The sequence below is a fragment of the Janthinobacterium rivuli genome, from assembly GCF_029690045.1.
Lineage (GTDB): Bacteria > Pseudomonadota > Gammaproteobacteria > Burkholderiales > Burkholderiaceae_D > Janthinobacterium > Janthinobacterium rivuli.
The window spans coordinates 4,209,933-4,236,642 of the sequence record NZ_CP121464.1; the positions used below are offsets into that span (position 1 = coordinate 4,209,933).

The following is a 26,710-nucleotide window of genomic DNA, read 5'->3' on the forward strand; positions in this document are numbered from 1 at the left end:
TCAGTCCTATTCGTAAAGTGAAGCATCTATGACCGGCAACACCAAGCCGCTGGTGTTGCCGTAGGTCTGGTCTTCAAAATAACCATGGGTGTTGCTAGGTGGAATATCGAAATTACTCGTCTCGACCATTTTCACTTTGACATTCCCGCCAGTTCGCCGATAACAGGCAAGCCACTCCGTGAAGCGCGCCGACGAAGCTCGGGAACTGTAGTATTCCCTGTTACGCATAATTGACGGCACTAGAAAAGCAGGCTTTCCCGGCAACGATGGCAGCGCCAGACTTGATTCGATGCTGCTGACGTTGATTCCTGCCGCAATTTGCTGTATCGCCAAATGCACCTTTCCGCTGTCGAATAACAGCTTGCCGGCGGTATTCCACAGGCGGACAGCAATCGGCGCATTAGAAATTTCGATCTCCGCTAGCGAGAACACGTAGGCTTCCGGCAACACCGCAGGCGCAGGCGTCGACGCCGCAAAAAATGCATCGATACCTGTGTAGATCAGGCCCGATCCGGGAAATCCGAACTGATCCTGCGGCCACCACCACATATCCGCCATCGATACCGGCAGTGTCCAGAAAACCATGTACGGTCGGCCATTCGTGGGCGGCAGAACGCCACTATATCGATACGCCAAGTACGAATTTTCGGCACCATCATTCGAAATGATGGGCGTCGGATTAAGTGTCACCTTGCCGATAAACTCGGGAACCAGGTTAACGTTGTCGATCAGGCGATGGCCAGCATCCGTGTTAAAAAAGAGGCTCATATGGCAAATACCAGTAAAAGAATCGGGCCGCCGTTAAAAGTTGCGGGATGAGCAGTAAAAATAAGCTGAGGGTTGCCAGCCCCGTCCTGTCCTACAACCCAGGTAAAGCTGCCGCCGTGTACTTGGTAGACACGCAGCGCCAAGCCCACAGCGCCATGGAAGGTCCGTACCAGCGGATCGCCGACCTTTTGCTGGTGCATGCCCAGGAAGACACCGCCAGCAACGGTAGGTGTGATGACCGGCCTGCCATCGGTTGTGAAAGTCCAAAGGCCAATCATCGCGGCCACTTCCCGCAAGCCATGGCGATGCTGCCATCGGCATTATAAAAATACAGGCCTGCGCCGGTCAGGTCGTATCCCTCATTACCGCCAGCCAGCCGATTCGGGCTTTGCATCAGATCGAAAGATCCCCGCGCTCCAGAAAGAATGCCGGAAAACCTCGCAACCGGGGCAACTCCCGCTACGCCAGGTGTCACGGTCAGTCCTGGCATCTCAAAATAGCCCGTGCTCGACAGCTGAAAAAAGCCACCTGGCACATTGATATTTCCAATAAGCAACCCTTGGGCGCTCAAATGAAAGCCGCTGCCTCCATTACTGGGCCAGCTGTAGTTGTTGGTCGGATACCCCGTGCCCCCATGCAGCGTCGCGCTGTAGATATCGCCCGCCGTGACCTTGCCAAGATCGGCACTGATCGCGCTCAGTTGCCCCACCTTGAGCGCATTCAAATACGGCGCCGACCACTTGGTGGTGCCGCTGGCCGGATTGAAAATTCCGTCCGAACGGTACAGCGATTCGCCGGCGCCAAACAGCGGCGGCGAACCTTCCCACACCGTGCCGGCGCCCCAGGTATCAATTGGCGGATAGGACGTTGTTCCCTGCGTGCTGAGCGTCGCCGGCGCGCTGGCAAGTGACAGCAAACTGGTCTTGCTATAGCAGATCCGTGCCGAGTTTCCCGTCAGGCCGTCGAAAATCTTGCTGACCGTCTGGCTGGCCGTGTAGGTCAGACCGTCGGCCACGATGCTGGCCGTGATCGTCACGCTGTCGCCCACCATGCCAGCATATGCGAGAGTGGCCACGTTGCCGACGCGCGTCAGCACGCTGGCGTTGCTGGCGGTGAATGTCACCTGGCCCTGCATGTTCACCAGGCCTGCCGTGAAATCGATGCTGGCAGGAGCGGCAATTGTCGTGGCCGCCACCTTGAACGCCTGTGCCGTGGCAGCGAGCAGCAGCACGCGGTCGTTGGCCGGCGCGAAGCGCGGCACGGTATTCATGATCAGCTTGTCGCGTTCCCCCACTATCGCGCTCATGCCAGCACCCCCACCGTCACTCGGCCCGTCAGCCAGAAACGCGACAGCATCACCACCACGCCCGGCACGCCGTCCTGCAAGCCAAAGCGTTCAGCGCGCAGTTGTACGGGCTGTCCCAGTTCCAGCATCATCATCTCGGGCTCTCCATCAAATTCGTAAATGGTGCGCGGTACCTTGTTCATGGCCAGGCGCCGCTGCGCTTCCGCGCGGGCATCGGCCCGCGTCTTGAGGCACGTATCGATCTGCACCGGATCATCAGACAGGCGGTAACGCGTGCGCACCGCCGTGTCGACCACCGTCTCCGTCAGCCATTCGGTGGCATACAAATCCGCATGCGCGGGCGGAATGCTGGTCGTCAGGCCAGCCTGCAGCGTCCAGTTCCGGTCGAAGCCGATCTTCACGGCAGCCGTCACCGGCAGACGCTGCGCGGGACGCAGCGAGCGTTCGCGCATATGCTCCGGACCGATCGCCACAGGCACGCCGGCGGCCGGCAGCGCGATCTGCACCAGGCGCAGCTGGCCCGTACGCGACATGATCGCCTGGGCGCCCACGCTGGCCGCCAGTTGCTGGATGGCCTGCGCCTGGTTCGTGCGGTCCGCTACATACAGCCCCACCGGCTGCGGGTGGGCCGCATCGAAGGCGGTCAGGTTGACCATATCCAGGTCGGCCGCGGTAAAACGGTCGGCTGCCTTGCCATAGGCCGTCGCGATGCGCTGCACCAGCGGCGCGATACGCGGCGCATAGCCGCCGCCCTTGTCACCCTGCACGCTGGCCGTGATCGTGGTGGAAAACGGATCGGTAGTCAGGTTGAAGCGACCCGCCTGGTTATTCAAGGCCACAGCAATCGGCTTGCCGTTGGTGCGCACTTCAAACGTCGATTCGACCGCGCCAAGAAAACCGTACTCCAAAGTGGCGGGATTGGTCAGCAAGGGCGTCACGTTGTGGCACTCGCCGAAGGGTATCGGCAGGATGGCGTCCTTGTTCGGCGTCGTGCCACCCAGCTTCGCCTCGGAAATCGGCGTATTCAGGCGCTGCAGCTTGTCGCGCAGCACCAGGTTGACCGACTCGCGCCCCGCACTGGCCACGTCGGCGATGATGCCGTCGAAGACCAGCCGGAAGTCGGCACGCGGCCAGGACGGATCGCCGGCCCAGGCCTTGAGCGGCCGGTTCATCCAGACGTCGTCCAGCCATCCATCAAGCGCGCCATCGGCGTTATCGAGTTCGATATCGCCGCCCGACAACCCCGCCTCGCCGGACAGGCTGACCTGTTCCGTGAAGGCCAGGCCGCCCTTGGCCAGCGGCTGGTACGCGGTATTCGCCGGTACTTCGCGCGGCCCGGTGACATAGGGCCGCGAAGCGATATACCGCGTCACCTCGCTGCCGGCCACATTCACCTGCGCCTCGATCAGCACCATGCGGATGGCCGACGGGCTTTGCAGCCATTCCTGAAATTGCGCATCGGTCATGCGTATTCTCCTTTCACTGCATTGGCCCAGGCGGATGCCCGGGACGATTTGTCCACGCCATCGACCACCGTCCTGGCGGCATTGGCGTTCGATTCAAAGGTGGCCTGAATAGTGGCACCCGTTTGCGCCCGCTGGTCGGCGCGCAAGCCTTCCAGCTCCACGCGCATGGCCTGGTTGTCTTCGCGCAGGCCGCGGATTTCGGCCACCAGTACGTCGGAGCCGACGTTCGCCGCCGACGAGTAGCGCACGGGGTCGAAGACCGCCGCTGTCACGGGAGAAGTGATCGCGGCAAGCGCGGCGACCACGGGAGGATTATTCAGTTTCACGCCCAGGTCCGCCGCACCGCCCATCGCCGCCCGCAGGCCGGCGATGGCCTGCGCCACCGTCAGCACGCTGTCGTTAATGGTGATCAAGCCCGATACCTGGGCATTGAGCGCATCCAGGCTGGCCTGCTGCACGTCGACCTGCGCGGCCGCCCATTTCAACGCTTCCTTGTTCGCTTCCACCACGCGGGCATAATCGGCCGCATAGCGGGCGTCGGAAGCGTTGACCACTTGCGACGCCGTCAGAAACGCCTGTTCGGTGGCCGACAGCCCTGATTGCGCCGTCGTATCACCCGCATTCGCGGCAGCCAGGGTTTTCTCGAACTGCGCCCGCGCTTCCGCATATTTTTGTTCCGGCGTCAGCGTCGACTGGGCGCCCAGCGCCATGCTGGCATTGAGCCCGTTCAAGGTCGTCACCCACGATTTCGACTTCTCCAGCGCCGACTTGGCCGCCGCTGATTCAGTTTCATAAGCCTTGGCCAGCGCATCCTTCGCGCTGGTCACCGCCTTGACGGCCTGGATCTGGTCGAACAATCCGCGATTCGCATCGGCGACGCTGGCGCGCTGTGCGGCCAGCAACTGCGCTTCAGTTTTCGTCAGTTCGTTCAACTGCTGCTGCATATCCTTGCGTTCGCTGGCGATGTCGCTGGCCGTCTTGTTCACTTCGGCCAGCTCTCCCGTGGCGGCAGCCAGATCGGCGGAGTAGTCGGCCGCCTTCTTGAACGGCTCGGCGATGGCAAGCAACTGCACGTACATGTTCTGGCCAGCGACCGTGTTCAAGTCCTGCGCCAGCACCAGCGCCTTGAATTGCTCGCTCGTCGTCACGCCGGACTGGCCCATCGCCGCCATGGCACTACGCACCGACTTGGTGACCGGGTCCATCTGCTCGGCCTCGGTCAGAAAATTCTGCACGAAGAAGCTGGTACCGCTGGTCAGGGTATCGAGGTCGCCCGCAGCCTGAATCAGGCTTTCGCTCAGCGCCACGGCGGAAAGGCCGGAGGTGTTGAAGGACTTGCCCAGCACGGCCAGCACATCCGACACCTGCATGTAGTTGTTGGCCACACGCGCCAGGGTTTCCAGATAGCCCTCGCCCACGGCCTGGTATTTTTCCAGACCGCCCACGCCGAACTTCGCCATGTCGTCGCCCAACTTGGAAAAAGCCGCTTCCAGGGCCTTTTGCATTTCCTCGCCCTTCAAGTCCTTCAGGCTGATCTTGCCCAGGCTGACGACGAAGGAATTCAAGCGCGCCGTGAAGGCATCGCCGCCCATACCCAGGGAATCGGCTGCAGCCACGACGCTTGTGCGCAGGCCAAGCACGATTTTCGTAAACTGGTCATTCGTTTCCAGTCCCATGGCCGTAAGATTCGTGGACTTCTTGTCGCTGGAAAACCAGCCACCGGACTTCTTGATATCGACATAGGAATTCACGTCGAAGCGCTTAGTATCAAGGTCGCCCAGGCGCGACGAGTTGGTGACTATCCCGACATCCTGCACCGTGGTCTTGCCGCCAAAGATGCTGCTGACGACATTACCTATGAAGCCGCCGCTGGAACTGCCTTTGGTTCCCAGCGCGGACGTCAGGATGTCCGAACGCACGAGCAAGCTGCCCAGGCCACCGATGCCCGAGACGATCTGCTTGAGCGAGACCACCATCGACGACGAATACGCCAGGCCCAGGCCGGAGTTTTTCTCCATGATTTCCAGGCTCTTGGTGATCGACGCCGACTTCGCGGATGAATCGCCGAGCACCGTGCCAGTGCCTGTTGCAGCCTGCCGGTCCTTGGCGGTGGTATCGGCACCGCCACCGCCGCCAGAAACGGCAACGCCGATTGCTAGCAGCATGCCGGCCACCATGGCAAATGCGCCGATATTGGCAGGAAACGGCGCCGCCAAAGCCGATGCCAGCGCCGACACGCCATACGCGCTGGACTTGGCCGTTTCCGCAGCGGTTACCGGTCCGACCGATGCCGCCGCGCCGGCGACTTCCGCCGTCGTCGCGGCAGTTTTTGCCGTCGTCACAAGGGTGATACTGGTCAGCTTTTCAAACAGCGACTTCGCATTCATGGCAAATTCATAGGCGCGGAAGCCTTTTTCCACCTTTTCCATGAGTTCATAGCCGGCCGACTTTTCTTTGAAAAAGCCCTTCGCGGCGGTCGCCATGTCGTGATACTGCTTGACCGTGGCTTTTTTCTTGTTTTCCTGCGCCTTTTCCTGCCCCTTTTCGGTCGGGTCCTCTTTCACTTCCTTGGCAAAGGTAAAATCGATATCATCCTGCGCCTTCCTGAATCCCAACAAGGCCGTGGTCATTTTGCCGATGGTGCCGCCGACCTTGCCAAACGCCGTCTCCAGCTTTTCAGCAAACGTCTTGGCAAATTCACCTGCCTCCTTCCACTCCGCCTCGCTATATTTGCGCGTGGGCGCCGCTGGCGCCGCTTTTGCCTTGGCATCAGCCGCCTCTTTGCCTGCGGTATCGAGCTTGTCCTGGCGCTGCTCTTCAAATGCAAACGCGCCATAGTTGGCGCCCGTACTGGCTGTGGCAGAGCTACCTGCGACGCGGAAAGCCGCCAGCCGGGTCTGGGCATTCCCCAGGCCACCGACCAATTTGCTGGCATCGGCAAGCGCTTTCGCCTCGCCGGTATTCAATGCTCCCAAGGCCTTCGAGGCGGCGGCGGCATCGCGTGCCTGCTCCGCCTGGGCGCGCAGCAACAACGCCGACGATTCCGCCTCCGTATTGACTACCTTCAGGCCATCGGCCGCAGACAGGCTGGCCTCGTTGATTGCTTTCAGCACCGGCACCGTATCCGTTGCCTTCGTCAAATCGATGACAAGTTTTAATTCCGTTATCTCTGGCATGTTTGGCCCATAAAAAAGGCCGCGCATGGCGGCCGGGTTGGAAAATGCGGGTCAGCCCGCCGCATGCTGGTGCGACAGGAACAGCGCGTCGAGCTGGTCGAGCAACTGGTGCTCGAACGGCTCGATGGCGATGGCGTGGCGCGCCTGCCAGGCGAGGATTTCCGTGCTGGCGATGGGATTGACGGCCATGCCGTTCTGCCGCTTGCGGTTCAATTGCGCGAACCATTCCCACACGTGGGCCAGCTCGAACGGCATGGGCGGCGTCGCCTCTTCGGGTGGCGCGCGGTACAGCGGATGGCGCCGGGCGGCATCGATATGCTCGCCCTTGGCATGGCCATCGGCCGCTCGCGCGCCGCGCTCGAACTGGTGCCCGGCGTAGCGCAGCAGGCTGGCCCTCAGAGTTTCAAAAAATTCGACTCGTTTTCCAGCGCGGTGGTCACTTTTTCCTGCCAGGTCGGGTATTTTTCAAAGGCCGCTTCCAGCAGCGCCGGATCGAGCGGCACGGGTGCGCCGTTGCTCGTGAAGCCATACCAGCCCGTGACCACGGACAGTGCCAGGCGTTTCTGGTTACCGTCAATGGCTTGCACCAGCAGTTCCGCGCCTTCGTCGGTGGAGGCGTCGATGGCCGTCTTGCGACGTGCCGACTTCTTGTAGCCTTCGGCGCGCACGGCGTTGTTGGCGACGCGGTATTGTTCGCTGTTCTTGCCGACGATGGTCAGGCCGGCCACCGCCTCGCCGTCCGCATCGAAAATGACGGGCACGTCGAAGGTGACGGGCGTGGCTGCCGCGTGGATGTTACCGATGTCGAAACCTGCCTGGATTTTTTGTGCGTTGTTCATGTGTGATGCTTTCTGGATGAAGTAAAAGTAAAAAGGCCGCCATCGCGGCGGCCCCTATGCAGACGCTAGCCGCTTACAGCGCGCTATCCTGAATGGTCAGGGTGGTCGCTTCGTGCTGCGCGTCGGCGCCCTTGTAGCGCAGGACGTCGAAGGCGCAAGTGACGATCTTGTTTTTCTCGCCGTCGTCGATCTTGGCCGAGGTGATCTTGATGCGGCCCATGGCCAGCGCCAGCACGTCCGCGGTCGGCGCCGTGCCCGACGCCATGGCGTAGGCCAGCGGGATTTCCGTCTCGGACTTGAAGTAGTCGAGGTAGGTGGCATCCTGCAGCAGCACCGTGAACTGGCCCGAGCCCATCACCTTGCCGCGCGAGGCGGCCGTGGCGTACTTCGAGCCGATCACCGGGTCGACCTTGACCTGGCCTTCGAGCGAGACGGACATGCCGGTGCAAATCTGCGACGGGATGCCGTTCACCGACAGCATCGCCGTGGCGCCCGAGAATTTGCCTGTGCCCGGTGCAGCCAGGGGAGCGGCGAAATGCGGCGCGGCCGTGGTCGGGCCTTCCGACTTGCCCATCAGGGTGAAGTCCAGGCTGGTGATGCCGTTCGGCTGCACGGCGATATCCATCTTGCTGACCAATTGATCGACGAAGCTGCGGTGCACGCCGATCTTCGGGTCCTGCACTTCGGCCGTGAACCAGTCGGTGGTATGACCGGTCAACGGGGTGAAACTGCGCTTGCCGACCGCCGCCACGCCGACCGAATCGCCGGCCGCCTTGACGATCATGGCCGAACCGTCCATGAACTGGCCATTCAGGTTGGTGGCCGTGACCGACGTGACGAAGAAGTTCTTCGCGTTGTTGGCGGCGGCCGGCGCCGTCATGCCGGTGATGCGCACGACGCTGCCGGCACGGAAACCTTCCGCCAGCCAGGAACCGGCACTGCGCGTCAGGCCGGAGGCGGCAGCGGCGATGGTGGTTTGCGCGGCAGCCACGCCGCCCGCCGTGAAGTCGCGGCGCAGCAGCGCAGCCATCAGCGGCGCATACGTGCCGCACGCCGCTTCGGCCTTGATGGCGCCCGTGGTACGGAAGTTGCCCAGGCGGGTATCGCCCTGCTGCTGGCTGGCGTCGATTTCGGCGCTCGCGTATTTGTCCGCTTCCGTGTCGAAGGTGGCCGTGACGCGGGGATAAATCTGGCCGCCGCCGGCGGCAGCCTTGCTGCCTTCGGCGCTTTGTTTGCTGATAACGATCACGCTGTCGATGCCGTTTGCTGTCGATGCCATAGTTGTAAAACCTTTCGTGGGATAAAAAAAGACCGCCAGCGGCGGTCTTGGGGAAGGAACTGCGAATAATCGGGAAGACATATGAAAAACCCGCACGCGGCGAGGCGGCGGGCTGGCGTCCGGATGGCGCGAGGCCATGCCGGATGGATAGTGGGCGAAGGGGCCATGAAGGCCGTTCTCTGCGCTGAGTTCCCCTATCGGTGTCGCGCCGAAAGCGCGTCTATTACGAGTGGAGAAGCATGTGGTGTACTGCGGTATTGGCTATGTTGCTGTTGCTGCGTGATCGAGACTCTATTGTAGGGGCGTTTTTTTTCAGTGCCGGGCATATTGCAAAATTTTTGTCAGTGACCGAGGCGGCGCATGGCGCGGGCGCTGTGCGACTGGAAGATGCCTTCCAGTTCGCTGACCATGTCCTTGATGCGTTCGAGCTCGAAGCCGCCGGAACAGCTGATGGCCGCTTCGCCGCCACCGTGGCACGCCTTGCAAACGACAGGCGCGCCGGCCTGCATGGCGGCGACGACGCCCGTGCCGTGGCAGACCTTGCATTTGCTGTCGAGCCAATGCGCAAGCGACGCTTCGGCCACGCGGCGGTACAAGGTATTGGCGGCCTGCGCATCCCAGGCCGTGTTCGCCTTGACCCAGCGCCGCGCGCGGCCCTTCTGCGTCACGGCCGCCGTCCAGGCGCGCAGCAGCTGCGCCAGGTTGCCCGCATTGCCTTCAAACAGGCGGCTGATGGTGCCGTCCGCATATTTGACGCGGCACAGCAAGGCGCCCATGTCGCCGGCCAGCGCGGCGGCGGCGATGACATCCAGGTCGTGGTGGACGGCATCGTCGCGCAGGTTCTGCGACGACAGCGATGCGATGAATTTTTCTGCGAATCCCATGATATCTCCTCGTTGATACTAATCGTTATTCTGGGCCGGGCCAAACAGGGCCGCCACCAGCGGATCGCGGCTGGCCATGCCGGGTGCCCAGCTGGCCGTGCGGCGCACTTGCGGCGGCAGCTCGGCCCAGCCATCGACCTCGTCGTCCTGCTCGCCCAGCGCATACAGGGCGGGCCGCTGGCGTCCCGGCTCCGTGCAATGCCGCTGCGCCAGATGGATCTGCCCCATGCCGCACATGTGGCGCAAATAGCGGCTCATGGTGCCCGCATCGAGTCCCAGCAAGGCGGACAACTGCGCCGCGCTGGCCTGGCCCTGCTCGCGGATGTACTGCGCGATGCGGGCGATGTGCAGCTGCGACTTCTTGCTGCGTCCCTGTAACTGGCGCCCCTGCCGTGGCGCCGCCCTGCTTTCAACCAACTGACTGCTGTTCAACATCTGCCTGACCTCCCGTGGTGCCGCCAACCGGCAGACGCTGTAGTGCGTTTGCGACAGGCAACGAGTGGACTTTATCAATCGCTAATGTTAAAGTCAAGCATTTGGTAATTTATCAAACGGTAAATTTCAGGTTTAATGTGGAGATGAATATGTATCAATACAGACGCGATCGCCTGCTGGCCCTGATCCGCGAGCATTACGACAACACGCGCAAGAAAATTTCCGACGTCAGCGGCTGGAGCGAGGCGCGCATCTCGCAAATCCTCTCGCCCAGCTACCGCGAGGGCCGTGCCTTCAGCGAAAAGATCGCGCGCAAGCTGGAAGCGGACCTGCAGCTCGATAGCATGTACTTCGACCAGGGCGCGGCGCCCGACCAGACGGCCATGGCCGCGCGCGCGCTGGCCGGCGCGCAGGCCGTGGTCGTGGAAGATGGCGAGGACGAACGTTTTTACCCGATCCGCAAGGTCAAATTGCGCCTGTCGGCGGGCATCACGGGCTTTGCCATCGAACCGGAAACGCACGACGGCAGCACCATCAGCGTGCCGCGCAGCTGGGTCGAGCGCAATGGCTACCACCCTGAAAAACTGGTGGCGATCAAGGTCAAGGGCGAGAGCATGGAGCCGGCCCTGTACGAGGACGACGTGGTGATCATCAATACGGCCGACAGCCGGCCGGCCGATGGCGTGGTATTCGCGATCAACTATGAAGGCGAACCGGTGGTCAAGCGCATGGCGCGCGATATCGGCGAATGGTGGCTGACGTCGGACAACCCGGACCAGCGTAAATACCACCGCAAACTGTGCCGCGGCAATGAATGCCTGATCGTGGGCAGGGTCGTGCGCAAGGAAAGCGACCGCATTTGAGCGCGAAGTTTATCGATTGATAAACTTCGCGCTCATCATGGCGCTTATGCCAGCGCTGCCTGGATCTGCTGCAGCGCGGCCGGATCATCCATCGACGTCAGGTCGCCCGGACTGCGCCCTTCGCAGATGGCCTGGATCGAACGGCGCAGCAGCTTGCCCGACCGCGTTTTCGGCAGCTGCGCCACGAACAGCACGCGCGCGGGCCGCGCCACGGCGCCCAGCTGGCGGTCGACCACGGCCATCACTTCGCGCTCCAGCACCGCTTTCGCTTCAACGCTGTCGAAACCCTGCGGATCCTTCAGGATCACGAACGCCATCGCCACCTGGCCTTTGAGCTTGTCCTCCACGCCTACCACCGCCACTTCCGACACGTTCGGATGGCTGGTGATGCTTTCCTCGATTTCGCGCGTGCCCAGGCGGTGGCCGGCCACGTTGATCACGTCATCGGTGCGGCCCAGAATAAAGTAATAGCCATCCGCATCGCGCAGGCCCCAGTCGAAGGTGGAATACACTTGCCGGCCGCTGAAGGTGGACCAATAGGTGTCGACGAAACGCGCATCGTCGCCGTACACCGTCTGCATGCAGCCGGGCGGCAGCGGGCCTTCCAGCACCAGCACGCCCTTCTCGTTCGCGCCGCACTCCTCGCCCGTCGCTTCATTGAGCAGCCTGACCTGGTAGCCGTACATGGCCAGGCCGGGGCTGCCCAGGCGCGTCGGCGTGTCGGCCACGCCTTTCGCCACCGAGAGAATCGGCCAGCCCGTCTCCGTCTGCCAGTAGTTGTCGATGATGTCCACTTTCAGTTCGTCGGCGATCCATTGCGAGGTGGTTTCATCGAGCGGCTCGCCCGCCAGGTACAGCGCCTTCAATGACGACAGGTCGTATTTGCGCATCAGTTCCACCGGGTGCTTGCGCAGCACGCGGATGGCAGTCGGCGCCGAGAACATGCGCGTGACCTTGTATTTCTCGACGATGCTCCACCAGATGCCAGCATCGGGACAGGTGGGCAAACCCTCGTACAGGATGGTGGCCATGCCGGCGATCAGCGGTCCGTACACGATGTAGGAATGGCCCACCACCCAGCCGATATCCGAGGTGGCGAAGAAGGTTTCGCCGGGCTTGCCGCAGAAGTTGTACTGCATCGACGACGCCAGCGCCACCGCGTAGCCGCCCACGTCGCGCTGCACGCCCTTCGGTTTGCCCGTCGTGCCCGAGGTGTACAGCACGTACGACGGTTCATTCGATTCGAGCCAGGTGACGGGTACCCGCGCATCCAGATGCCGCTCGCGCAGTGTCGCGTAATCGACGTCACGGCCCGGCGTCAGTTCCATCGGCACCAGGTGGCGGTCGACCAGCAGCACCTGCCGCGGCTTGTGCGCGGCGATGCGGATGGCTTCGTCGAGCAGCGGCTTGTAGGCAATCGCCTTGCCATTGCGCGAACCGGCATCGGCGGAAAACACCAGCTTGGGCTGCGCATCGTCGATGCGGCTGGCCAGGCTGTTGGCGGCAAAGCCGCCGAACACCACGGAATGCACGGCGCCGATGCGGGCGCAAGCGAGCATGGCGAACGCCGCCTCGGCGATCATCGGCATGTAGATCAGGACGCGGTCGCCCTTGACCACGCCCAGCGACAGCAACATGGCGGCACAGCGCTCCACTTCTCGCTGCAGTTCGCGAAAGCTGTAGATGCGCTCCGTGTTCGTTTCGGTGGAAATGGCGATCAGCGCGGCGGCATCGCCCTGGCTGTCCACCCAGCGGTCAACGGCGTTGTGGCACAAATTGGTGGTGCCGCCGACGAACCATTTGGCGAACGGCGGCCGCGAATAATCAAGCACTTGCGAAAACGGGGTGTTCCAGTCGATCTTGTCCGCTTCCTCGCGCCAGAAAGCCTCTGGCGTGTCGATCGAGCGTTGATAAAATGCTGCGAAATTCATGTCTCCTCCGGTATGCGTGCAATCTGGTATCGGGCTTGGGCGAACTGGCCTGGCCTCCTTATGTTTACTATTTGTGTAGCATCTACCTGGGTCTTTCTTCCTTTATCTGCGTATGGATGCCCTCTCCAACGATTTTTCAAACAGTTTTTTCGAGAGCGCGAACATCGCTGGCTGCGCCGCCTCGCAGGCCCGGCGCTCGGCGGCAATCCTGTCGCGATTCGCCGCCAAGGTGGCGCTGGTCAGCGGCATGCCGAACTGGCCATCGTCCGGCGCACCGCCCTTGTGCGTCATGACGCGCTGCATGACGATGTCGCCCAGTGCCTTCTTGAAGTGCCCCGCTTCCCAGTACCAGCGCGTGCTGGCGTGGCGCTGTTGTTGCGTGGGGATAGGCTCGCAGTTGTAAGGCCCAAAGCCGCTGAAATCGGTCACGCTGATGCTGGCGGAAGGGTTCTTTTCCTTTACCCCCGCCACTTCCTGCACCACCTGCTGTTTCCACTCCTCGAACAGGGGCCACAGACCTGCTCCTTCGAACAGGGTGAGCATCTGCGCGTGGTAGGGATAGATCACCAGCTTGATATCGGCCTGCGTGGCCGACATCGCCAGCAAGAAGTCGTGCAGCGATTGAAAATCGCCGTCAGCAAAATCGGTTTTCGACATGGTGACAAATCGGGCGGCGCTTTTCTGCGCCCGATGCCTGAATACCTTGTCATAGCCATCGCGGACCGCATGTGCGCCATAGTCCAGCGCGGGATTGAGGCCGCTTGGCTCGATGGTGAACGCCGCCCTGTCATGCTGGATAAGCGGCGTCTTCACGGCGTCCTTGACCGAGGCCAGAGAAAACAAGGTATCGAAACGCCAAAAACCAGGAAGATGGGCGGACGGCGCCTCTGCGCGCGCCGGCGGCGCGATGGCCGGCTTCAGAAAATCGATGAATTCAAGGCCCACGATCACCGTCCCCGGCTTGATGCCAGCCTGGGTCAGCCGCCCGAACTGGCTGATGGCCGTCGCCATCCCCGTGCCGGGAATTCCCATGTTGTAGCCAGCGCCCTGCATTGCGCCAAATGCAGCGGCACGCGGATCGAAGCCGATCTCGGCGCGCGAGTTGCCCAGGATGATGAAGCGCGGCCGCAAGCGCAGCGCGTGTTCGTGCTTGATCTGGCTCTGGTAGCGTTCCAGCCCAGGTTTGACGGCGTTGAAGTTTTCGCGCCTTGCCACGCCATATAAATTGTAGGGGTCGACGATGTACACAAAGGCGCATACCAGGCAGGCGCAAGACAGCAGCACCAGCGTGAGGATGGACAGATAACGGGCATAAGAAGGTCTGCTCATTTTCAGCGCTCCCCCGTCAAAACTGGAAATACAGGAAATCGGCGGGCTGGTTCAGGGCCAGGATGCTCGCCAGCGCCAGCAGCGCGATGGCCGCCGCCCACGCCGGCGAAGCACGCCACGTCAGCAGGCGCGCCATGTCGGGACCTGCCGCTCCTGCCGTGCTGGCACGCTGAAAATCCAGCGCCGGGGTACAGCGGCGCATGATCTGCTGCGTGTTCGGAAAGGCGAAGGCGAGCAGCGCCGCAATGCCTATCCACGTCCAGGTTTTGACGAACTGGAAGCCTTCGCCCAGGTAAAACGTCACGCCCACCGTTTCCAGCAAGCGCTGCAGCGCAGGCACGCGGCTGGCCAGCGCGTCGGGTATGGCAATGCCGTTGCCACCCGCCATGCCCTGCAGGATAGCCCATGACGTCGCCATGTTCGGTGCGCGGAAAAAGACCCAGGCAACGCAGACGGCGGCAAAGGTGATGGCGGTGGCGACGATCTTCCATGCCCGGCTATCGAGCGGCAGATGCAGGCGCCGCGCAACCTCGCTCCAGGCCTTGTGGACACCCAGGTAAGCGCCATGCAGCGCGCCCCAGACGATGAAATTCCACCCGGCGCCATGCCACAGGCCGCCCAGCACCATGGTGATCATCAGGTTCAGGTAGCGGCGCACGGGCCCGCAGCGCTTGCCGCCCAGCGGGATATACAGGTAATCGCGCAGGAAGCGCGACAGGGTCATGTGCCAGCGGCGCCAGAATTGCGCGATATTGCGCGCTTTGTAGGGCGAGTCGAAGTTCAAGGGCAGGCGCACGCCAAATAATCTCGACAAGCCGATGGCCATGTCGGAATAACCGGAGAAATCGAAGTACAGCTGAAACGCGTACGCCAATACCCCGCCCCAGGCGGCCAGCAGCGTGGGCGCTGCGGGATCGCTGAATAGCGGCGCCGCGTACGGGCCGATGTTATCGGCCACCAGTACTTTTTTCGCCAGCCCGATGATGAAAATCGTCGAGCCGATGGCCACATTCCTGCCCGAAAGGCGGAAGATGCGCCGGTCCGCAAACTGCGGCATCATCTCCTTGTGGTGCAGCACCGGGCCGGCGATCAGGTGCGGAAAATACGTGACGAACAGCAGATAGTGGACAAAACGGCTTTCCTGCGCCTTGCCCTGGTAGGTATCGACCAGGAAGGCGATCTGGGTAAACGTAAAAAACGAAATCCCGATCGGCAGCACCACGTGCAGGATGGGCATGGGCTGCGCCAGCAATTGCGCCAGGCTGGCAACGAAGAAACCCGCATATTTGTAATAGGCGAGCAGGCCCAGGTTGGCGGCGATGGCCGCGATCAACAGGCCCTTGCGGTGGCGGATGCGTCCCGGCCCAAGCACGGTGGCGCAGCCGTAATTGAAGCCGATGGAGCCGAGCAGCAGCGGCAGGTAGCGGTAGTCCCACCAGCCGTAGAAAAACAGCGAGGCGCCGGCCAGCCAGGCGGCGGCCCATAAGCGGCTGCGTCGTCCCAGGATGAAAAAACCGGCCAGCGTGACGGGCAGATATGCAAACAGGAAGACGTAGGAGTTAAATAGCATCTGTTCACCAGTCAGAAAGCATGGGAGGCCGCCAGCGCCTGCACTACGCTCACGTACATCGCGGCTGACGCTCCCCCATTTTCCTTGTCGCTCAGTTTCTTTGCTAGCAGAAATATCAACTGATCTGCATGCGCATTCGCCTGTTTGGCCTTAAAACGCGTCGCCGGGTATGCGCACCACGCCTTCCATCAGCACGCGCGCGCTGCGGCTCATGATGGCCTTGGTGACGCTCCAGACGCCATCGGCCAGCGCCGCTTCCGCGCCCACCATCAGGGTGCCGGACGGGTGGCCGAAGCGCACGCTGGTTTTTTCGCCGCCGCCCGCCGCCAGGTTGACCAGTGTGCCGGGGATGGCCGCCGCCGTGCCGATGGCGACAGCGGCCGTGCCCATCATGGCGTGATGCAGCTTGCCCATGGACAGCGCGCGCACCAGCAGGTCGATATCGCCCACTGCCACCTGCTTGCCGCTCGATGACACATAGCCGGCCGGCTTGGCGACAAAGGCCACTTTCGGCGTGTGCTGGCGCTTCGCCGCTTCATCAAGGTGGGAAATCAAACCCATGCGCAGGGCGCCATGCGCGCGGATGGTCTCGAAACGGGCCAGCGCGGCCGGATCGCCATTGATGGCGTCCTGCAGTTCCGTGCCCGTGTAGCCGATGGCGTCCGCGTCGACAAAAATCGTCGGGATGCCGGCGTTGATCATCGTGACTTGTAAAACACCGATGCCGGGCACGTCGAGGTCGTCGACCAGGTTGCCGGTGGGGAACATCGCGCCACCGCCGCCCTCTTCCTCCGCGGCCGGGTCGAGAAATTCCAGCTTTACTTCGGCGGCCGGGAAGGTCACGCCATCGAGTTCGAAGTCGCCCGTTTCCTGTACTTCGCCGTTGGTCATGGGGACGTGGGCAATGATGGTTTTGCCGATATTGGCTTGCCAGATGCGCACCGTGGCGATGCCGTTTGCCGGCACGCGGGCGGCGTCCACCAGGCCGCTGGCGATGGCGAACGAGCCGACGGCGGCCGACAGGTTGCCGCAATTACCGCTCCAGTCGACAAACGGCTTGTCGATGGAGACCTGGCCGAACAGGTAGTCGACGTCGTGGTTAAGCTTGCTGCTTTTCGCCAGGATCACCGTCTTGCTGGTGCTCGAGGTGGCGCCGCCCATGCCGTCGATCTGCTTGCCGTACGGGTCAGGGCTGCCGATCACGCGCAGCAGCAGCGCATCGCGCGCGGCGCCCGGCACTTGCGCGCTGGCCGGCAAATCCTGCAGGCGGAAGAACACGCCCTTGCTGGTGCCGCCGCGCATGTAGGTGGCGGGGATTTTGATTTGGGGGGTGTGGGTCATTGTATATTTCCGCAGAAGTTCTTTGCCTGCGCTGCGAGGACGACAGCCTCCCCGCAACACAAAGCTGGGGTCAGACCCGGCGGGTCTGACCCCTGGTTTACGCTGCCTTCGACGACTCGAGGAAATCCTGGGCAAACCTTTGCAGCACGCCGCCGGCCTCGTAAATCGACACCTCTTCCGCCGTATCGAGGCGGCAGGTGACGGGCACTTGCACCGTTTCGCCGTTCTTGCGGTGGATGACGAGGGTCAAAGTGGAGCGCGGCGTGCGCTCGCCGACGACGTCGTAGGTTTCGCTGCCGTCCAGGCCCAACGTCTTGCGGTTCACGCCGGGAAGGAATTCCAGCGGCAGCACGCCCATGCCCACCAGGTTGGTGCGGTGGATGCGCTCGAAGCCTTCGGCCACGATGGCTTCCACGCCGGCCAGGCGCACGCCCTTGGCGGCCCAGTCGCGCGAGGAACCCTGGCCATAGTCGGCGCCGGCGATGATGATCAATGGCTGCTTGCGCTCCATGTACACCTCGATGGCTTCCCACATGCGCGAGATCGTGCCTTCCGGCTCGATGCGCGTGAGCGAACCCGCCTTGACTTTGCCGTCCTCGATGACCATCTCGTTCTTCAGGGTCGGGTTGGCGAACGTGGCGCGTTGCGCCGTCAGATGGTCGCCCCGGTGCGTGGCGTAGGAATTGAAGTCTTCCTCCGGCAAACCCATTTTCGCCAGGTACTCGCCGGCCGCGCTATCGAGCATGATGGCGTTCGATGGCGACAGATGGTCGGTGGTGATGTTGTCGCCCAAAACGGCCAGCGGACGCATGCCTTTCAACGGACGCGCGCCAGCCAGCGCGCCTTCCCAGTACGGCGGACGGCGGATATACGTCGTCTGCGGACGCCAGTCGTACAGCGGGCTGACCTTGATGCCGTCGTCCGCCTGCGCGGCGAACATCGGGATGTACACCTTGCGGAACTGCTCCGGCTTGACGCTGGACGCGACGATAGCGTCGATTTCCTCGTCGGATGGCCAGATATCCTTGAGCAAAATCGGTTTGCCGTCCGCGTCATGGCCCAGCACATCCTTTTCGATATCGAAGCGGATGGTGCCGGCGATCGCGTAGGCCACCACCAGCGGCGGCGAGGCGAGGAAAGCCTGCTTCGCGTACGGGTGGATGCGGCCATCGAAGTTGCGGTTGCCCGACAGGACAGCCGTGGCGTACAGGTCGCGCGACACCACTTCATCCTGGATCACGGGGTCGAGCGCGCCCGACATGCCGTTGCACGAAGTGCAGGCGAAAGCCACCACGCCAAAGCCCAGTGTTTCAAGTTCCGGCATCAGGCCCGCTTCCTGCAGGTACAGTTCCACGGTTTTCGAGCCGGGCGCCAGCGACGATTTCACCCAAGGTTTACGGGTCAAACCGAGGCGGTTCGCATTGCGCGCGATCAGCCCGGCGGCGATCATGTTGCGCGGGTTGTTCGTGTTGGTGCAACTGGTAATGGCCGCGATGATGACGGCGCCGTCCGGCATCTTGCCCGGCTCGTTTTCCACCACGCCGGAAATGCCGCGCGCAGCCAGTTCCGACGTCGGTACGCGGTTGTGCGGATTCGACGGCCCGGCGATATTGCGCACGACGGATGACAGGTCAAACGTCAATACGCGCTCGTACTGCGCGTCGACCAGGCTGTCGGCCCACAGGCCCGTCTCTTTCGCGTACAGCTCCACCAATTTCACCAGTTCGTCGTCGCGGCCCGTCAGTTTCAGATATTTGATGGTTTGCGCATCGATGTAGAACATGGCGGCCGTGGCACCAAATTCCGGCGCCATGTTGGAAATCGTGGCGCGGTCGCCCAGGGTCAGGTGCGATGCGCCTTCGCCAAAGAATTCCAGGTAGGACGAGACGACCTTCTGCTTGCGCAGGAACTCCGTCAGCGCCAGCACGGTATCGGTAGCCGTGATGCCCGGCTGCGGTTTGCCCGTCAGCTTGACGCCGATGATGTCGGGCAAACGCATCCACGAGGCGCGGCCCAGCATCACGCTTTCCGCTTCCAGGCCGCCCACGCCGATGGCGATCACGCCCAGCGCGTCGACCATCGGCGTATGCGAATCCGTGCCGACCAGGGTATCGGGATAGGCCACGCCATCCTGCACCTGGATCACGGGCGACATGCGCTCGAGGTTAATCTGGTGCAGGATGCCGTTGCCCGGCGGGATCACGTCGACGTTTTTAAAGGCTTTCTTGGTCCAGTCGATGAAGTCGAAACGGTCTTCATTGCGGCGGTCTTCGATGGCGCGGTTCTTGGCGAAGGCATCGGGGTCGAATCCACCGCATTCGACGGCCAGCGAATGGTCGACCACCAGCTGCGTCGGCACGACGGGGTTGACCAGGGCCGGGTCGCCGCCCTGGGCCGCGATGGCGTCGCGCAAGCCGGCCAGGTCGACCAGGGCCGTCTGGCCCAGGATGTCATGGCAGACGACGCGCGCGGGGAACCACGGGAAATCGAGGTCGCGCCGGCGTTCGATGAACTGGCTCAGCGAAGCATTCAATGTCGCCGGGTCGCAGCGGCGCACGAGGTTTTCCGCCAGTACACGCGAGGTGTAGGGCAAGGTGGCGTAGGCGCCTGGCTGGATCGCATCGACGGCGGCGCGCGTGTCGAAGTAGTCTAGCTGGGTGCCCGGCAAGCGCTTGCGGTGCAAGGTATTCATGGGGGTAGTCAATGCAGTACTCATTATTTGCGGTCCTTGATCGGCACGAATTCCAGATCTTCCGGGCCCACGTAGTTGGCGCTCGGGCGGATGATCTTGTTGTCGATGCGCTGCTCGATGATGTGGGCAGCCCAGCCCGAGGTGCGCGAGATGACGAACAGCGGCGTAAACATCGCCGTCGGCACGCCCATCATGTGGTAAGACACGGCCGAGAACCAGTCCAGGTTCGGGAACATGTTCTTGATTTCCCACATGACCGATTCCAGGCGCTCGGCGATGTCGAACATTTTCGTGGAACCGGCTTCCTGCGACAGCGAACGGGCCACTTCCTTGATGACGACGTTGCGCGGGTCGGAAATCGTGTAGACGGGGTGGCCGAAACCGATCACCACTTCCTTGTTGGCGACGCGCTCGCGGATATCGGCTTCCGCTTCGTCCGGGTTGTCGTAGCGTTTCTGGATCTCCAGCGCCACTTCATTCGCGCCGCCGTGTTTCGGGCCGCGCAGCGCGCCGATGGCGCCCGTGATGGCCGAGTGGATGTCCGACCCCGTGCCGGCGATCACGCGACTGGTGAAGGTCGAGGCATTGAATTCGTGTTCCGCGTACAGGATCAAGGACGTGTGCATGGCCTTTTCCCACGACGCCGACGGTTTTTCGCCATGCAGCAGGTGCAGGAAGTGGCCGCCGATCGAGTCGTCGTCCGTTTCCACTTCGATGCGCTTGCCATTATGGCTGTAGTGGTACCAGTACAGCAGCATGGAGCCGAACGACGCCATCAGGCGGTCGGCGATGTCGCGCGCGCCCGGCGCGTTATGGTCGTCTTTTTCCGGCAGGGTGCAGCCCAGCACGGACACGCCCGTGCGCATCACGTCCATCGGGTGGGCGGCAGCCGGCAGCGCTTCCAGCGCCAGCTTCACGGCCGACGGCAAGCCGCGCAAGGATTTCAGTTTGGCCTTGTAGCCTTTCAATTCAGCGGACGTCGGCAGCTTGCCGTGCACCAGCAGGTAGGCGATTTCCTCGAACTCGCAGCTGTCGGCCACGTCCAGGATGTCATAGCCGCGGTAATGCAAATCGTTGCCGGTCTTGCCGACCGAGCACAGCGCCGTGTTGCCGGCGGTGACGCCGGACAGGGCGACGGATTTTTTAGGCTTGAAAGTGGCGGCTTGCGGTGCGTTCATTGATTTCTCCAAAAATTGACTAGTCTCGGTTGCATCACTGCGGGGCCGGCATGCGGCCCCTGCTTCTTGCTTATTTCTGCTTATTTCTTTTGCGCGGCGAACAGCGCGTCGAGCTTTTGCTCGAAGTCGTGGTAATTGATCGATTCATACAGCTCCATGCGCGTCTGCATGGTGTCGACGACGTTCTTTTGCGTGCCGTCGCGGCGCAGCGCCTGGTACACGTTTTCCGCCGCCTTGTTCATGGCGCGGAAAGCGGACAATGGATACAGCGCCAGGCCCACGTGCGCGCTGCGCAATTCGTCCAAGGTGAACAGCGGCGTGGAACCGAATTCCGTGATGTTGGCCAGGATAGGCACGTTGACGGCCTTGGCGAAGGTGGCGTACATGTCCAGATCCGTGATGGCTTCCGGGAAGATCATGTCGGCGCCCGCTTCGACGCAGGCGACGGCGCGTTCCAAAGCCGATTCCAGGCCATCGACGGCCAGCGCATCGGTGCGCGCCATGATGACGAAGTTCGGGTCCGTGCGCGCATCGACGGCCGCCTTGATGCGGTCGACCATTTCTTCCTTGCTCACGATTTCCTTGCCAGGACGGTGGCCGCAGCGCTTGGCGCCCACCTGGTCTTCGATGTGCAGGCCGGCCGCGCCGAACTTGATCATCGATTTCACGGTGCGCGCCACATTGAATGCGGACGAACCGAAACCCGTGTCGGCGTCGACCAGCAGCGGCAGGTCGCACACGTCGGTGATGCGGCGGATGTCGGTCAGCACATCGTCCAGGCTGGAAATGCCCAGGTCAGGCAAGCCCAGCGAGCCGGCCGCGACGCCGCCGCCGGACAGGTAGATGGCCTTGTAACCGGCGCGCTTGGCCAGCAAGGCGTGGTTGGCGTTGATGGCGCCGACGACTTGCAACGGGGATTCTTCCTGGACGGCCTTGCGGAATGCGGCACCTGCGGAGTATTGAGTCATGTGTTCACCTTATGGGTTTCGGATGGTCCCGAATGTTTCACGGAGTGGCTATGAGCATCAGTATTGCAAATGCCGTGCCAGGAACCTTCGACCAGTGGAAAAACCCGTTGTCGCAGAGCGAAAAGGCGCGCAAACGGCTGTGGGGGCCGCGCAGCGTGGCTGTCACGTCGCGCAACAGCGATGTCACGTTTGGCGTCAACAACGTTTCACATTTGTTTCAATCAATTCATTTTGAAACATTGAATGAAACATGCAACAGACAGGAAAACAGCGCGGATGAAAAAAAGCCGGCGGGCGCCGGCTGAGAGTGATATTAGGAGCTAAAACTAGGCCAGCCTAACCAGCGGATTGGCGATGATGTTGTCGATCTGGCGCACGGCTTCTTCGCAGGCGGCGGCAATGGCGCCCTCCTCGTCGTCGCGAACGAATTGCATGGTCGAGCCTTCGAATACTTCCAGGCCTTCCACGGTGGCGCGTTCGATATCGCAACTGGCCGACCATTTGCCGTCGGTGGTGGGCACGGCCAGGGGAACGATTTCCCAGCCTTTATAGTGAATTTTAGAACTGCTATCCATGGGGTGCCTCCTTGGTGACTGACTCAATAGTGGAAATCGTAGCATGAAGCGCGACTGGCAGCGACGTGTTTCACGCGCCAGCCGTAGTCAGGCTCACTTTCGGGCTAAACGATTTACGCTCGCTCAAGGGCGCAACAGATTATCCACTTCCGTCCTGGCCACTTCCAGGCCAGCCGTGCAAGCCGTCTCGGGCGCCGCATAGCCGCCCAGGGTGCGGCTGCGCGTGATCGCCTGCGCCTCGGGCTCACCTTCGCGCTGCAGGCGGTAGGTAAAATCCCATAAATCGTCGTTATCCTTTTGCGGGGTCACGGAAATCGTAAAACCGCGGTACTGTTCGCTGCGTGCAGTGATATCGTTCATGAATTCCTCCTTGGAAGAATGAGGTTACCATGCTGCAAGCGTCAGGGTGCGCACGACTGTGACGAACGCTTATCTGTTTTTCGCATGTTAAATGTCAATTTGCAGCATTTTTTTAGCGAACTCTGACGATATAATGCCCTTCCCTTGCCCGTCCCTTGCCGCCGTGATGACTCCACAAATCCAAGCTTTCTTCGACCCCGCCACCGCCACCGTCACCTATGTTGTCTACGAGGCCGATGGCCGCGACTGCGCCATCATCGATTCCGTGCTCGACTACGACCCCAAGGCGGGCCGCACCTCGACCGCCTCGGCCGACAAGGTGATCGCTTTCGTGCGCGAGCACGGCTTGCAGTGCCGCTGGCTGCTGGAAACCCATGCGCATGCCGACCACTTGTCCGCCGCGCCCTACCTGCAGCAGCAGCTGGGCGGCGACGTGGCCATCGGCGCCGCCATCCAGACGGTGCAGCAGGCGTTCGCGGCCGTCTACCATCAGGACGGCGCCAGGGCCGACGGCTCGCAGTTCGACCAGCTGTTCGCGCCCGACCAGGTTTTCCATATCGGCAAGCTGGAAGTACGCGCCCTGCACGTGCCCGGCCATACGCCGGCCGACCTGGCGTACCAGATCGGCGACGCCGTCTTCGTCGGCGACACCCTGTTCATGCCGGACGTAGGCTCGGCCCGCTGCGATTTTCCCGGCGGCTCGGCCTCCCTCTTGTACCGCTCCGCGCAACGATTGCTGTCGCTGCCGCCGCAAACGCGGCTGTTCATGTGCCACGACTACCCGCCCAACGGCCGCGAGGCGCGCTGGGAAGTGACGGTGGCCGAACAACGGGCCAGCAACATCCACTTGCGCGACGGCATCACGGAAGAACAATTCGTGGCCATGCGCACCAGCCGCGACGCCACCCTCGACATGCCGACCTTGATCCTGCCCGCCATCCAGGTCAACATCAATGCAGGCAAGCTGCCCGAACCGGAAGACAACGGCGTGCGCTACCTCAAAATACCGCTGAACGCGATCTGATTGGCCATGTAGTCCTTCCCGCTCACATGGCGTCAAACGCAATAACACAATGCAAATGATGCGTCTTCCGCCATACCAGATCCCTCAGTACCATGTGGTGACCCTATTCGAGGATCCACCACGCCATGCAAGCACCTTCAAAACCCGCTCCACCCGACAAGCAGGCCACAGAAGCCGGTAGCGCCACGCGCCCCGTGCGCGGCGCGCTTGCCAGCCTGTCCCTGGCCATGCTTCTGCCCGCGCTGGGTACCAGTATCGCCAACGTGGGCTTGCCCGACATGGCCAAGGCCCTGCACGCGCCGTTCCAGGATGTGCAATGGATCGTGCTGGCCTATCTGCTGGCCATCACCGCGCTGATCGTCAGCGTGGGCCGCCTTGGCGACATGGTCGGCCGGCGCCGCCTGCTGCTGGCCGGCATCGCGCTGTTTGCCGTCGCTTCCATCCTGTGCGCCCTGGCGCCCACCTTGTGGCTGCTGGTTGCCGCGCGCGCCCTGCAGGGCCTGGGCGCGTCCGTCATGATGGCGCTGACCATGGCCTTTGTCGGCAGCACCGTGCCCAAGGCCAGAACGGGCAGCGCCATGGGCCTGCTCGGCACCATGTCGGCCGTCGGCACCACGCTTGGCCCCGCGCTGGGCGGCCTGCTGATCGCGCACTTCGGCTGGCAAGCCATTTTCCTCGTCAACGTGCCGCTGGCCGGCGTGGCGCTGCTGCTGGCCTGGCGCTTCCTGCCGGCCGACCAGCGCGGCGCCAACGCCAGACGGCCCGTCTTCGACCACCGCGGCACCGTGCTGCTGGCGCTGACCCTGTGCGCCTATGCGCTGGCGATGACCGTGGGCCGCGGCCATTTCAGCGTGCGCAACGTGGCGCTGCTGCTGGCTGCCTGCGTCGGCGCCATCCTGTTCGTCCGCGTCGAACTGAAGGCGCCGGCGCCGCTGATACGCCTGGCCATGCTGCGCGCGCCCGTGCTCAGCGCCGGCCTGGCGACCAGCATGCTGGTCTCGACGGTGATGATGTCCACCCTGGTGGTCGGCCCCTTCTACCTGGCGCGCGGCCTGGGCCTGGGCACGGCCGTCACCGGCATGGTGCTGGCGGCCGGGCCGCTGGTGGCGGCGTTCTGCGGCGTGCCGTCCGGCTGGCTGGTGGACCGCTACGGCGCGCAGCGCATGGGCGGCGCGGGCCTGTGCGGCGCGGCCTTCGCCTGCCTGGCGCTGGCCCTGCTGCCCGCCAGCCTGGGCATTGCCGGCTACGTCGTCCCGATCATGCTGCTGACGGCCAGCTATGCGCTGTTCCAGGCAGCCAACAATACGGCCGTGATGGTCGATATCGCTGCCGAGCAGCGCGGCGTCATCTCCGGCATGCTCAATCTGTCGCGCAATCTGGGCCTCGTCACGGGCGCCTCCGTGATGGGCGCCGTCTTCGCTGCCGGCACCAGCGATATCGCCAGTGCTCCGCCAGCCGCCATGATCGGCGGCATGCACGCCACCTTTGCCGTCGCCAGCGCGCTGGTACTCGCAGCGCTGGCCATTTTCGCGCTCGGCCGCGCCCTGGCCAAGCCCCCCACGCCTTCTGGAGACCCCGCATGATGCGCCCCCGTCCGATCCCGTCCCTGCCCGTCCCGCTGTTACTGCTGCTGGCCCTGGCCTGCAACGCCACGTTATCCGGCTGCGGCCGTTCCCAGGCCGCGCCTGGCGGCCCGCCGCCCAAGGCCACCGTGTCCGTGGCGCTGCCCGAATCGTCGATGGTGCAGGCGACCCTCGACTACACGGGCCGCATCGAACCGTCGCAGCGCGTGGAAGTGCGCTCGCGCGTGTCCGGCTATTTGCAGCAGATCGCCTTTCGCGACGGCCAGCAGGTCAAGGCCGGCGATGCGCTGTTCGTCATCGACCCGCGCCCCTTCGCGGCGGCGCGCGACCGTGCCCGGGCCGGCCTGGCCCAGGCCAATGCACGCAGCAAGCTGGCCACGGCCCAGTTCGAGCGCAGCAGCCGGCTGCAGCAAACGGGCGCGGCCAGCACCGAGGAGCTGGAACGGGCGCGCGGCGAACTGGAAGGCGCGCAGGCGGCCGTCATGCTGAGCCAGGCGGAATTGCGCAGCGCCGAACTGGAACTGTCTTTTACCACCATGCGCGCGCCCATCGCCGGCACCGTGTCGGACCGCCGCGTCGATGTCGGCAACTACGTGGCCGGCGGCGCGGCGCAAAGCGGCGTGCTGACCACCATCGTCGCGCACAGCCCCGTGCGCGCCATGGTCGACCTGTCGGAGGCGGATTTCCAGCGCCTGCGCCAGCAAAGCAGGCTGCCATCGAAGGTGCAGCTGGCGCTCGACGGCGGCGGCCCCGCGCAGGATGCCAGCGTGGACTTTGTCGACAACGAAATCAGCGCCCGCTCGGGCACCGTGCGCCTGCGCGCCAGCCTGGCCAACGCCGACCGCGCCATCATGCCGGGCAGCTTTGCACGCGTGCGCATCCCCGTCGGCCCGGCGCAGGAGCGCCTGCTGGTGCCCGATGCCGCCATACTCAGCGACCAGAACAAAAAGATGGTGTTCGTCGTGGACGCGGCGGGCAAGGTGGTGCCGCGCAAACTGGAACTGGGCGGCCTGCGGGGCGACAAGCAGATCGTGCTGTCCGGCCTCGGACCGCACGATAAAGTCATCGTTTCCGGCGCGGCCAAGGTGCGCCCGGGCGACCAGGTGCTGGTGGCCGCTCCGCGCGCCAGCGGCGCATAAGGAG

24 protein-coding genes are annotated in these 26,710 nt (G+C 63.1%); 5 read left to right on the plus strand and 19 right to left on the minus strand.

From position 1 onward, the window contains the following. Positions 1–6: 6 nt before the first annotated feature. The 10 genes from P9875_RS19095 to P9875_RS19140 all read right to left on the minus strand — a co-directional run bounded on the left by P9875_RS19095 (position 7) and on the right by P9875_RS19140 (position 10,153). Positions 7–768, minus strand: a complete 762-nt coding sequence (locus P9875_RS19095) for a hypothetical protein (protein ID WP_278316297.1) — start codon at positions 766–768, stop codon at positions 7–9. Continuing rightward, positions 765–1,055, minus strand: coding sequence for a hypothetical protein (locus P9875_RS19100; RefSeq protein WP_278316298.1), 291 nt, complete (start codon positions 1,053–1,055; stop codon positions 765–767). Before P9875_RS19100 ends, P9875_RS19095 begins: the two co-directional genes overlap by 4 nt. Then, positions 1,043–2,074, minus strand: a complete 1,032-nt coding sequence (locus P9875_RS19105) for a hypothetical protein (protein WP_278316299.1) — start codon at positions 2,072–2,074, stop codon at positions 1,043–1,045. The genes P9875_RS19100 and P9875_RS19105 overlap by 13 nt, the downstream gene beginning before the upstream one ends. Beyond that, the gene (locus P9875_RS19110) at positions 2,071–3,540 is read right to left on the minus strand and encodes a hypothetical protein (protein WP_278316300.1); all 1,470 of its coding nucleotides are present in this window, start codon (positions 3,538–3,540) and stop codon (positions 2,071–2,073) included. The genes P9875_RS19105 and P9875_RS19110 overlap by 4 nt, the downstream gene beginning before the upstream one ends. Then, on the minus strand, positions 3,537–6,716 hold the full coding sequence (locus P9875_RS19115; protein ID WP_278316301.1) for a hypothetical protein: 3,180 nt from the start codon (positions 6,714–6,716) through the stop codon (positions 3,537–3,539). Before P9875_RS19115 ends, P9875_RS19110 begins: the two co-directional genes overlap by 4 nt. A gap of 51 nt (positions 6,717–6,767) precedes the next feature. Next, positions 6,768–6,971 (minus strand): phage tail assembly chaperone, encoded by a 204-nt coding sequence (locus P9875_RS19120; RefSeq protein ID WP_051991236.1) that lies wholly within the window; start codon positions 6,969–6,971, stop codon positions 6,768–6,770. A gap of 140 nt (positions 6,972–7,111) precedes the next feature. After that, positions 7,112–7,555 (minus strand): hypothetical protein, encoded by a 444-nt coding sequence (locus P9875_RS19125; RefSeq protein WP_099400647.1) that lies wholly within the window; start codon positions 7,553–7,555, stop codon positions 7,112–7,114. 73 nt (positions 7,556–7,628) lie between these two features. Further along, complete coding sequence (locus P9875_RS19130) at positions 7,629–8,834, minus strand: phage tail tube protein (RefSeq protein WP_278316302.1); 1,206 nt, start codon at positions 8,832–8,834, stop codon at positions 7,629–7,631. A 341-nt stretch (positions 8,835–9,175) separates the two neighbouring features. Then, entirely contained in the window at positions 9,176–9,718 is a 543-nt protein-coding gene (locus tag P9875_RS19135) for a hypothetical protein (protein ID WP_278316303.1), read from the minus strand. 18 nt (positions 9,719–9,736) lie between these two features. Next, a complete protein-coding gene (locus tag P9875_RS19140) occupies positions 9,737–10,153 on the minus strand; it encodes a FeoC-like transcriptional regulator (protein ID WP_278316304.1) in 417 nt (138 codons plus the stop codon). 149 nt (positions 10,154–10,302) lie between these two features. Here P9875_RS19140 and P9875_RS19145 point away from each other — a divergent pair, with 149 nt between their 5' ends. After that, positions 10,303–11,016, plus strand: coding sequence for a S24 family peptidase (locus tag P9875_RS19145; protein ID WP_278316305.1), 714 nt, complete (start codon positions 10,303–10,305; stop codon positions 11,014–11,016). Positions 11,017–11,060: 44 nt separating this feature from the next. Here the strand turns inward: P9875_RS19145 and P9875_RS19150 are convergent, their stop codons facing one another. The 7 genes from P9875_RS19150 to prpB form a co-directional block, all read right to left on the minus strand. Continuing rightward, positions 11,061–12,947: a propionate--CoA ligase gene (locus P9875_RS19150; RefSeq protein ID WP_278316306.1), complete on the minus strand. Its 1,887-nt coding sequence runs from the start codon at positions 12,945–12,947 to the stop codon at positions 11,061–11,063. Between the two features lie 102 nt (positions 12,948–13,049). After that, positions 13,050–14,276, minus strand: coding sequence for a hypothetical protein (locus P9875_RS19155; RefSeq protein WP_278316307.1), 1,227 nt, complete (start codon positions 14,274–14,276; stop codon positions 13,050–13,052). Between the two features lie 16 nt (positions 14,277–14,292). Then, a complete protein-coding gene (locus P9875_RS19160) occupies positions 14,293–15,846 on the minus strand; it encodes an MBOAT family O-acyltransferase (protein WP_278316308.1) in 1,554 nt (517 codons plus the stop codon). 150 nt (positions 15,847–15,996) lie between these two features. After that, complete coding sequence (gene prpF, locus P9875_RS19165; protein WP_278316309.1) at positions 15,997–17,187, minus strand: 2-methylaconitate cis-trans isomerase PrpF; 1,191 nt, start codon at positions 17,185–17,187, stop codon at positions 15,997–15,999. 97 nt (positions 17,188–17,284) lie between these two features. Next, complete coding sequence (gene acnD / locus P9875_RS19170) at positions 17,285–19,879, minus strand: Fe/S-dependent 2-methylisocitrate dehydratase AcnD (RefSeq protein WP_278316310.1); 2,595 nt, start codon at positions 19,877–19,879, stop codon at positions 17,285–17,287. Positions 19,880–19,902: 23 nt separating this feature from the next. Then, positions 19,903–21,057 (minus strand): bifunctional 2-methylcitrate synthase/citrate synthase, encoded by a 1,155-nt coding sequence (gene prpC, locus P9875_RS19175; protein WP_035819899.1) that lies wholly within the window; start codon positions 21,055–21,057, stop codon positions 19,903–19,905. Between the two features lie 80 nt (positions 21,058–21,137). Continuing rightward, entirely contained in the window at positions 21,138–22,025 is an 888-nt protein-coding gene (gene prpB / locus P9875_RS19180; RefSeq protein ID WP_035819901.1) for a methylisocitrate lyase, read from the minus strand. Between the two features lie 50 nt (positions 22,026–22,075). On the opposite strand from prpB, the gene P9875_RS19185 reads away from it, so the two are divergent. After that, positions 22,076–22,330 carry a hypothetical protein gene (locus tag P9875_RS19185; RefSeq protein ID WP_278316311.1) on the plus strand — a complete coding sequence of 85 codons (255 nt, stop codon included), beginning with the start codon at positions 22,076–22,078 and terminating at the stop codon, positions 22,328–22,330. 21 nt (positions 22,331–22,351) lie between these two features. On the opposite strand, the gene P9875_RS19190 is transcribed toward P9875_RS19185, so the two are convergent. Together P9875_RS19190 and P9875_RS19195 are read right to left on the minus strand one after the other, a co-directional pair. Further along, positions 22,352–22,600: a hypothetical protein gene (locus P9875_RS19190; protein WP_035819905.1), complete on the minus strand. Its 249-nt coding sequence runs from the start codon at positions 22,598–22,600 to the stop codon at positions 22,352–22,354. A 123-nt stretch (positions 22,601–22,723) separates the two neighbouring features. Next, positions 22,724–22,960, minus strand: coding sequence for a hypothetical protein (locus P9875_RS19195; RefSeq protein ID WP_070257673.1), 237 nt, complete (start codon positions 22,958–22,960; stop codon positions 22,724–22,726). Positions 22,961–23,126: 166 nt separating this feature from the next. Between P9875_RS19195 and P9875_RS19200 the strand changes: the two genes are divergently transcribed. The 3 genes from P9875_RS19200 (at position 23,127) to P9875_RS19210 (ending at position 26,706) form a co-directional block, all read left to right on the plus strand. Continuing rightward, complete coding sequence (locus P9875_RS19200; RefSeq protein ID WP_035819909.1) at positions 23,127–23,984, plus strand: MBL fold metallo-hydrolase; 858 nt, start codon at positions 23,127–23,129, stop codon at positions 23,982–23,984. Between the two features lie 125 nt (positions 23,985–24,109). After that, positions 24,110–25,567: an MFS transporter gene (locus P9875_RS19205; protein WP_278316312.1), complete on the plus strand. Its 1,458-nt coding sequence runs from the start codon at positions 24,110–24,112 to the stop codon at positions 25,565–25,567. Beyond that, on the plus strand, positions 25,564–26,706 hold the full coding sequence (locus tag P9875_RS19210; protein WP_278316313.1) for an efflux RND transporter periplasmic adaptor subunit: 1,143 nt from the start codon (positions 25,564–25,566) through the stop codon (positions 26,704–26,706). The genes P9875_RS19205 and P9875_RS19210 overlap by 4 nt, the downstream gene beginning before the upstream one ends. Positions 26,707–26,710: the final 4 nt, after the last annotated feature.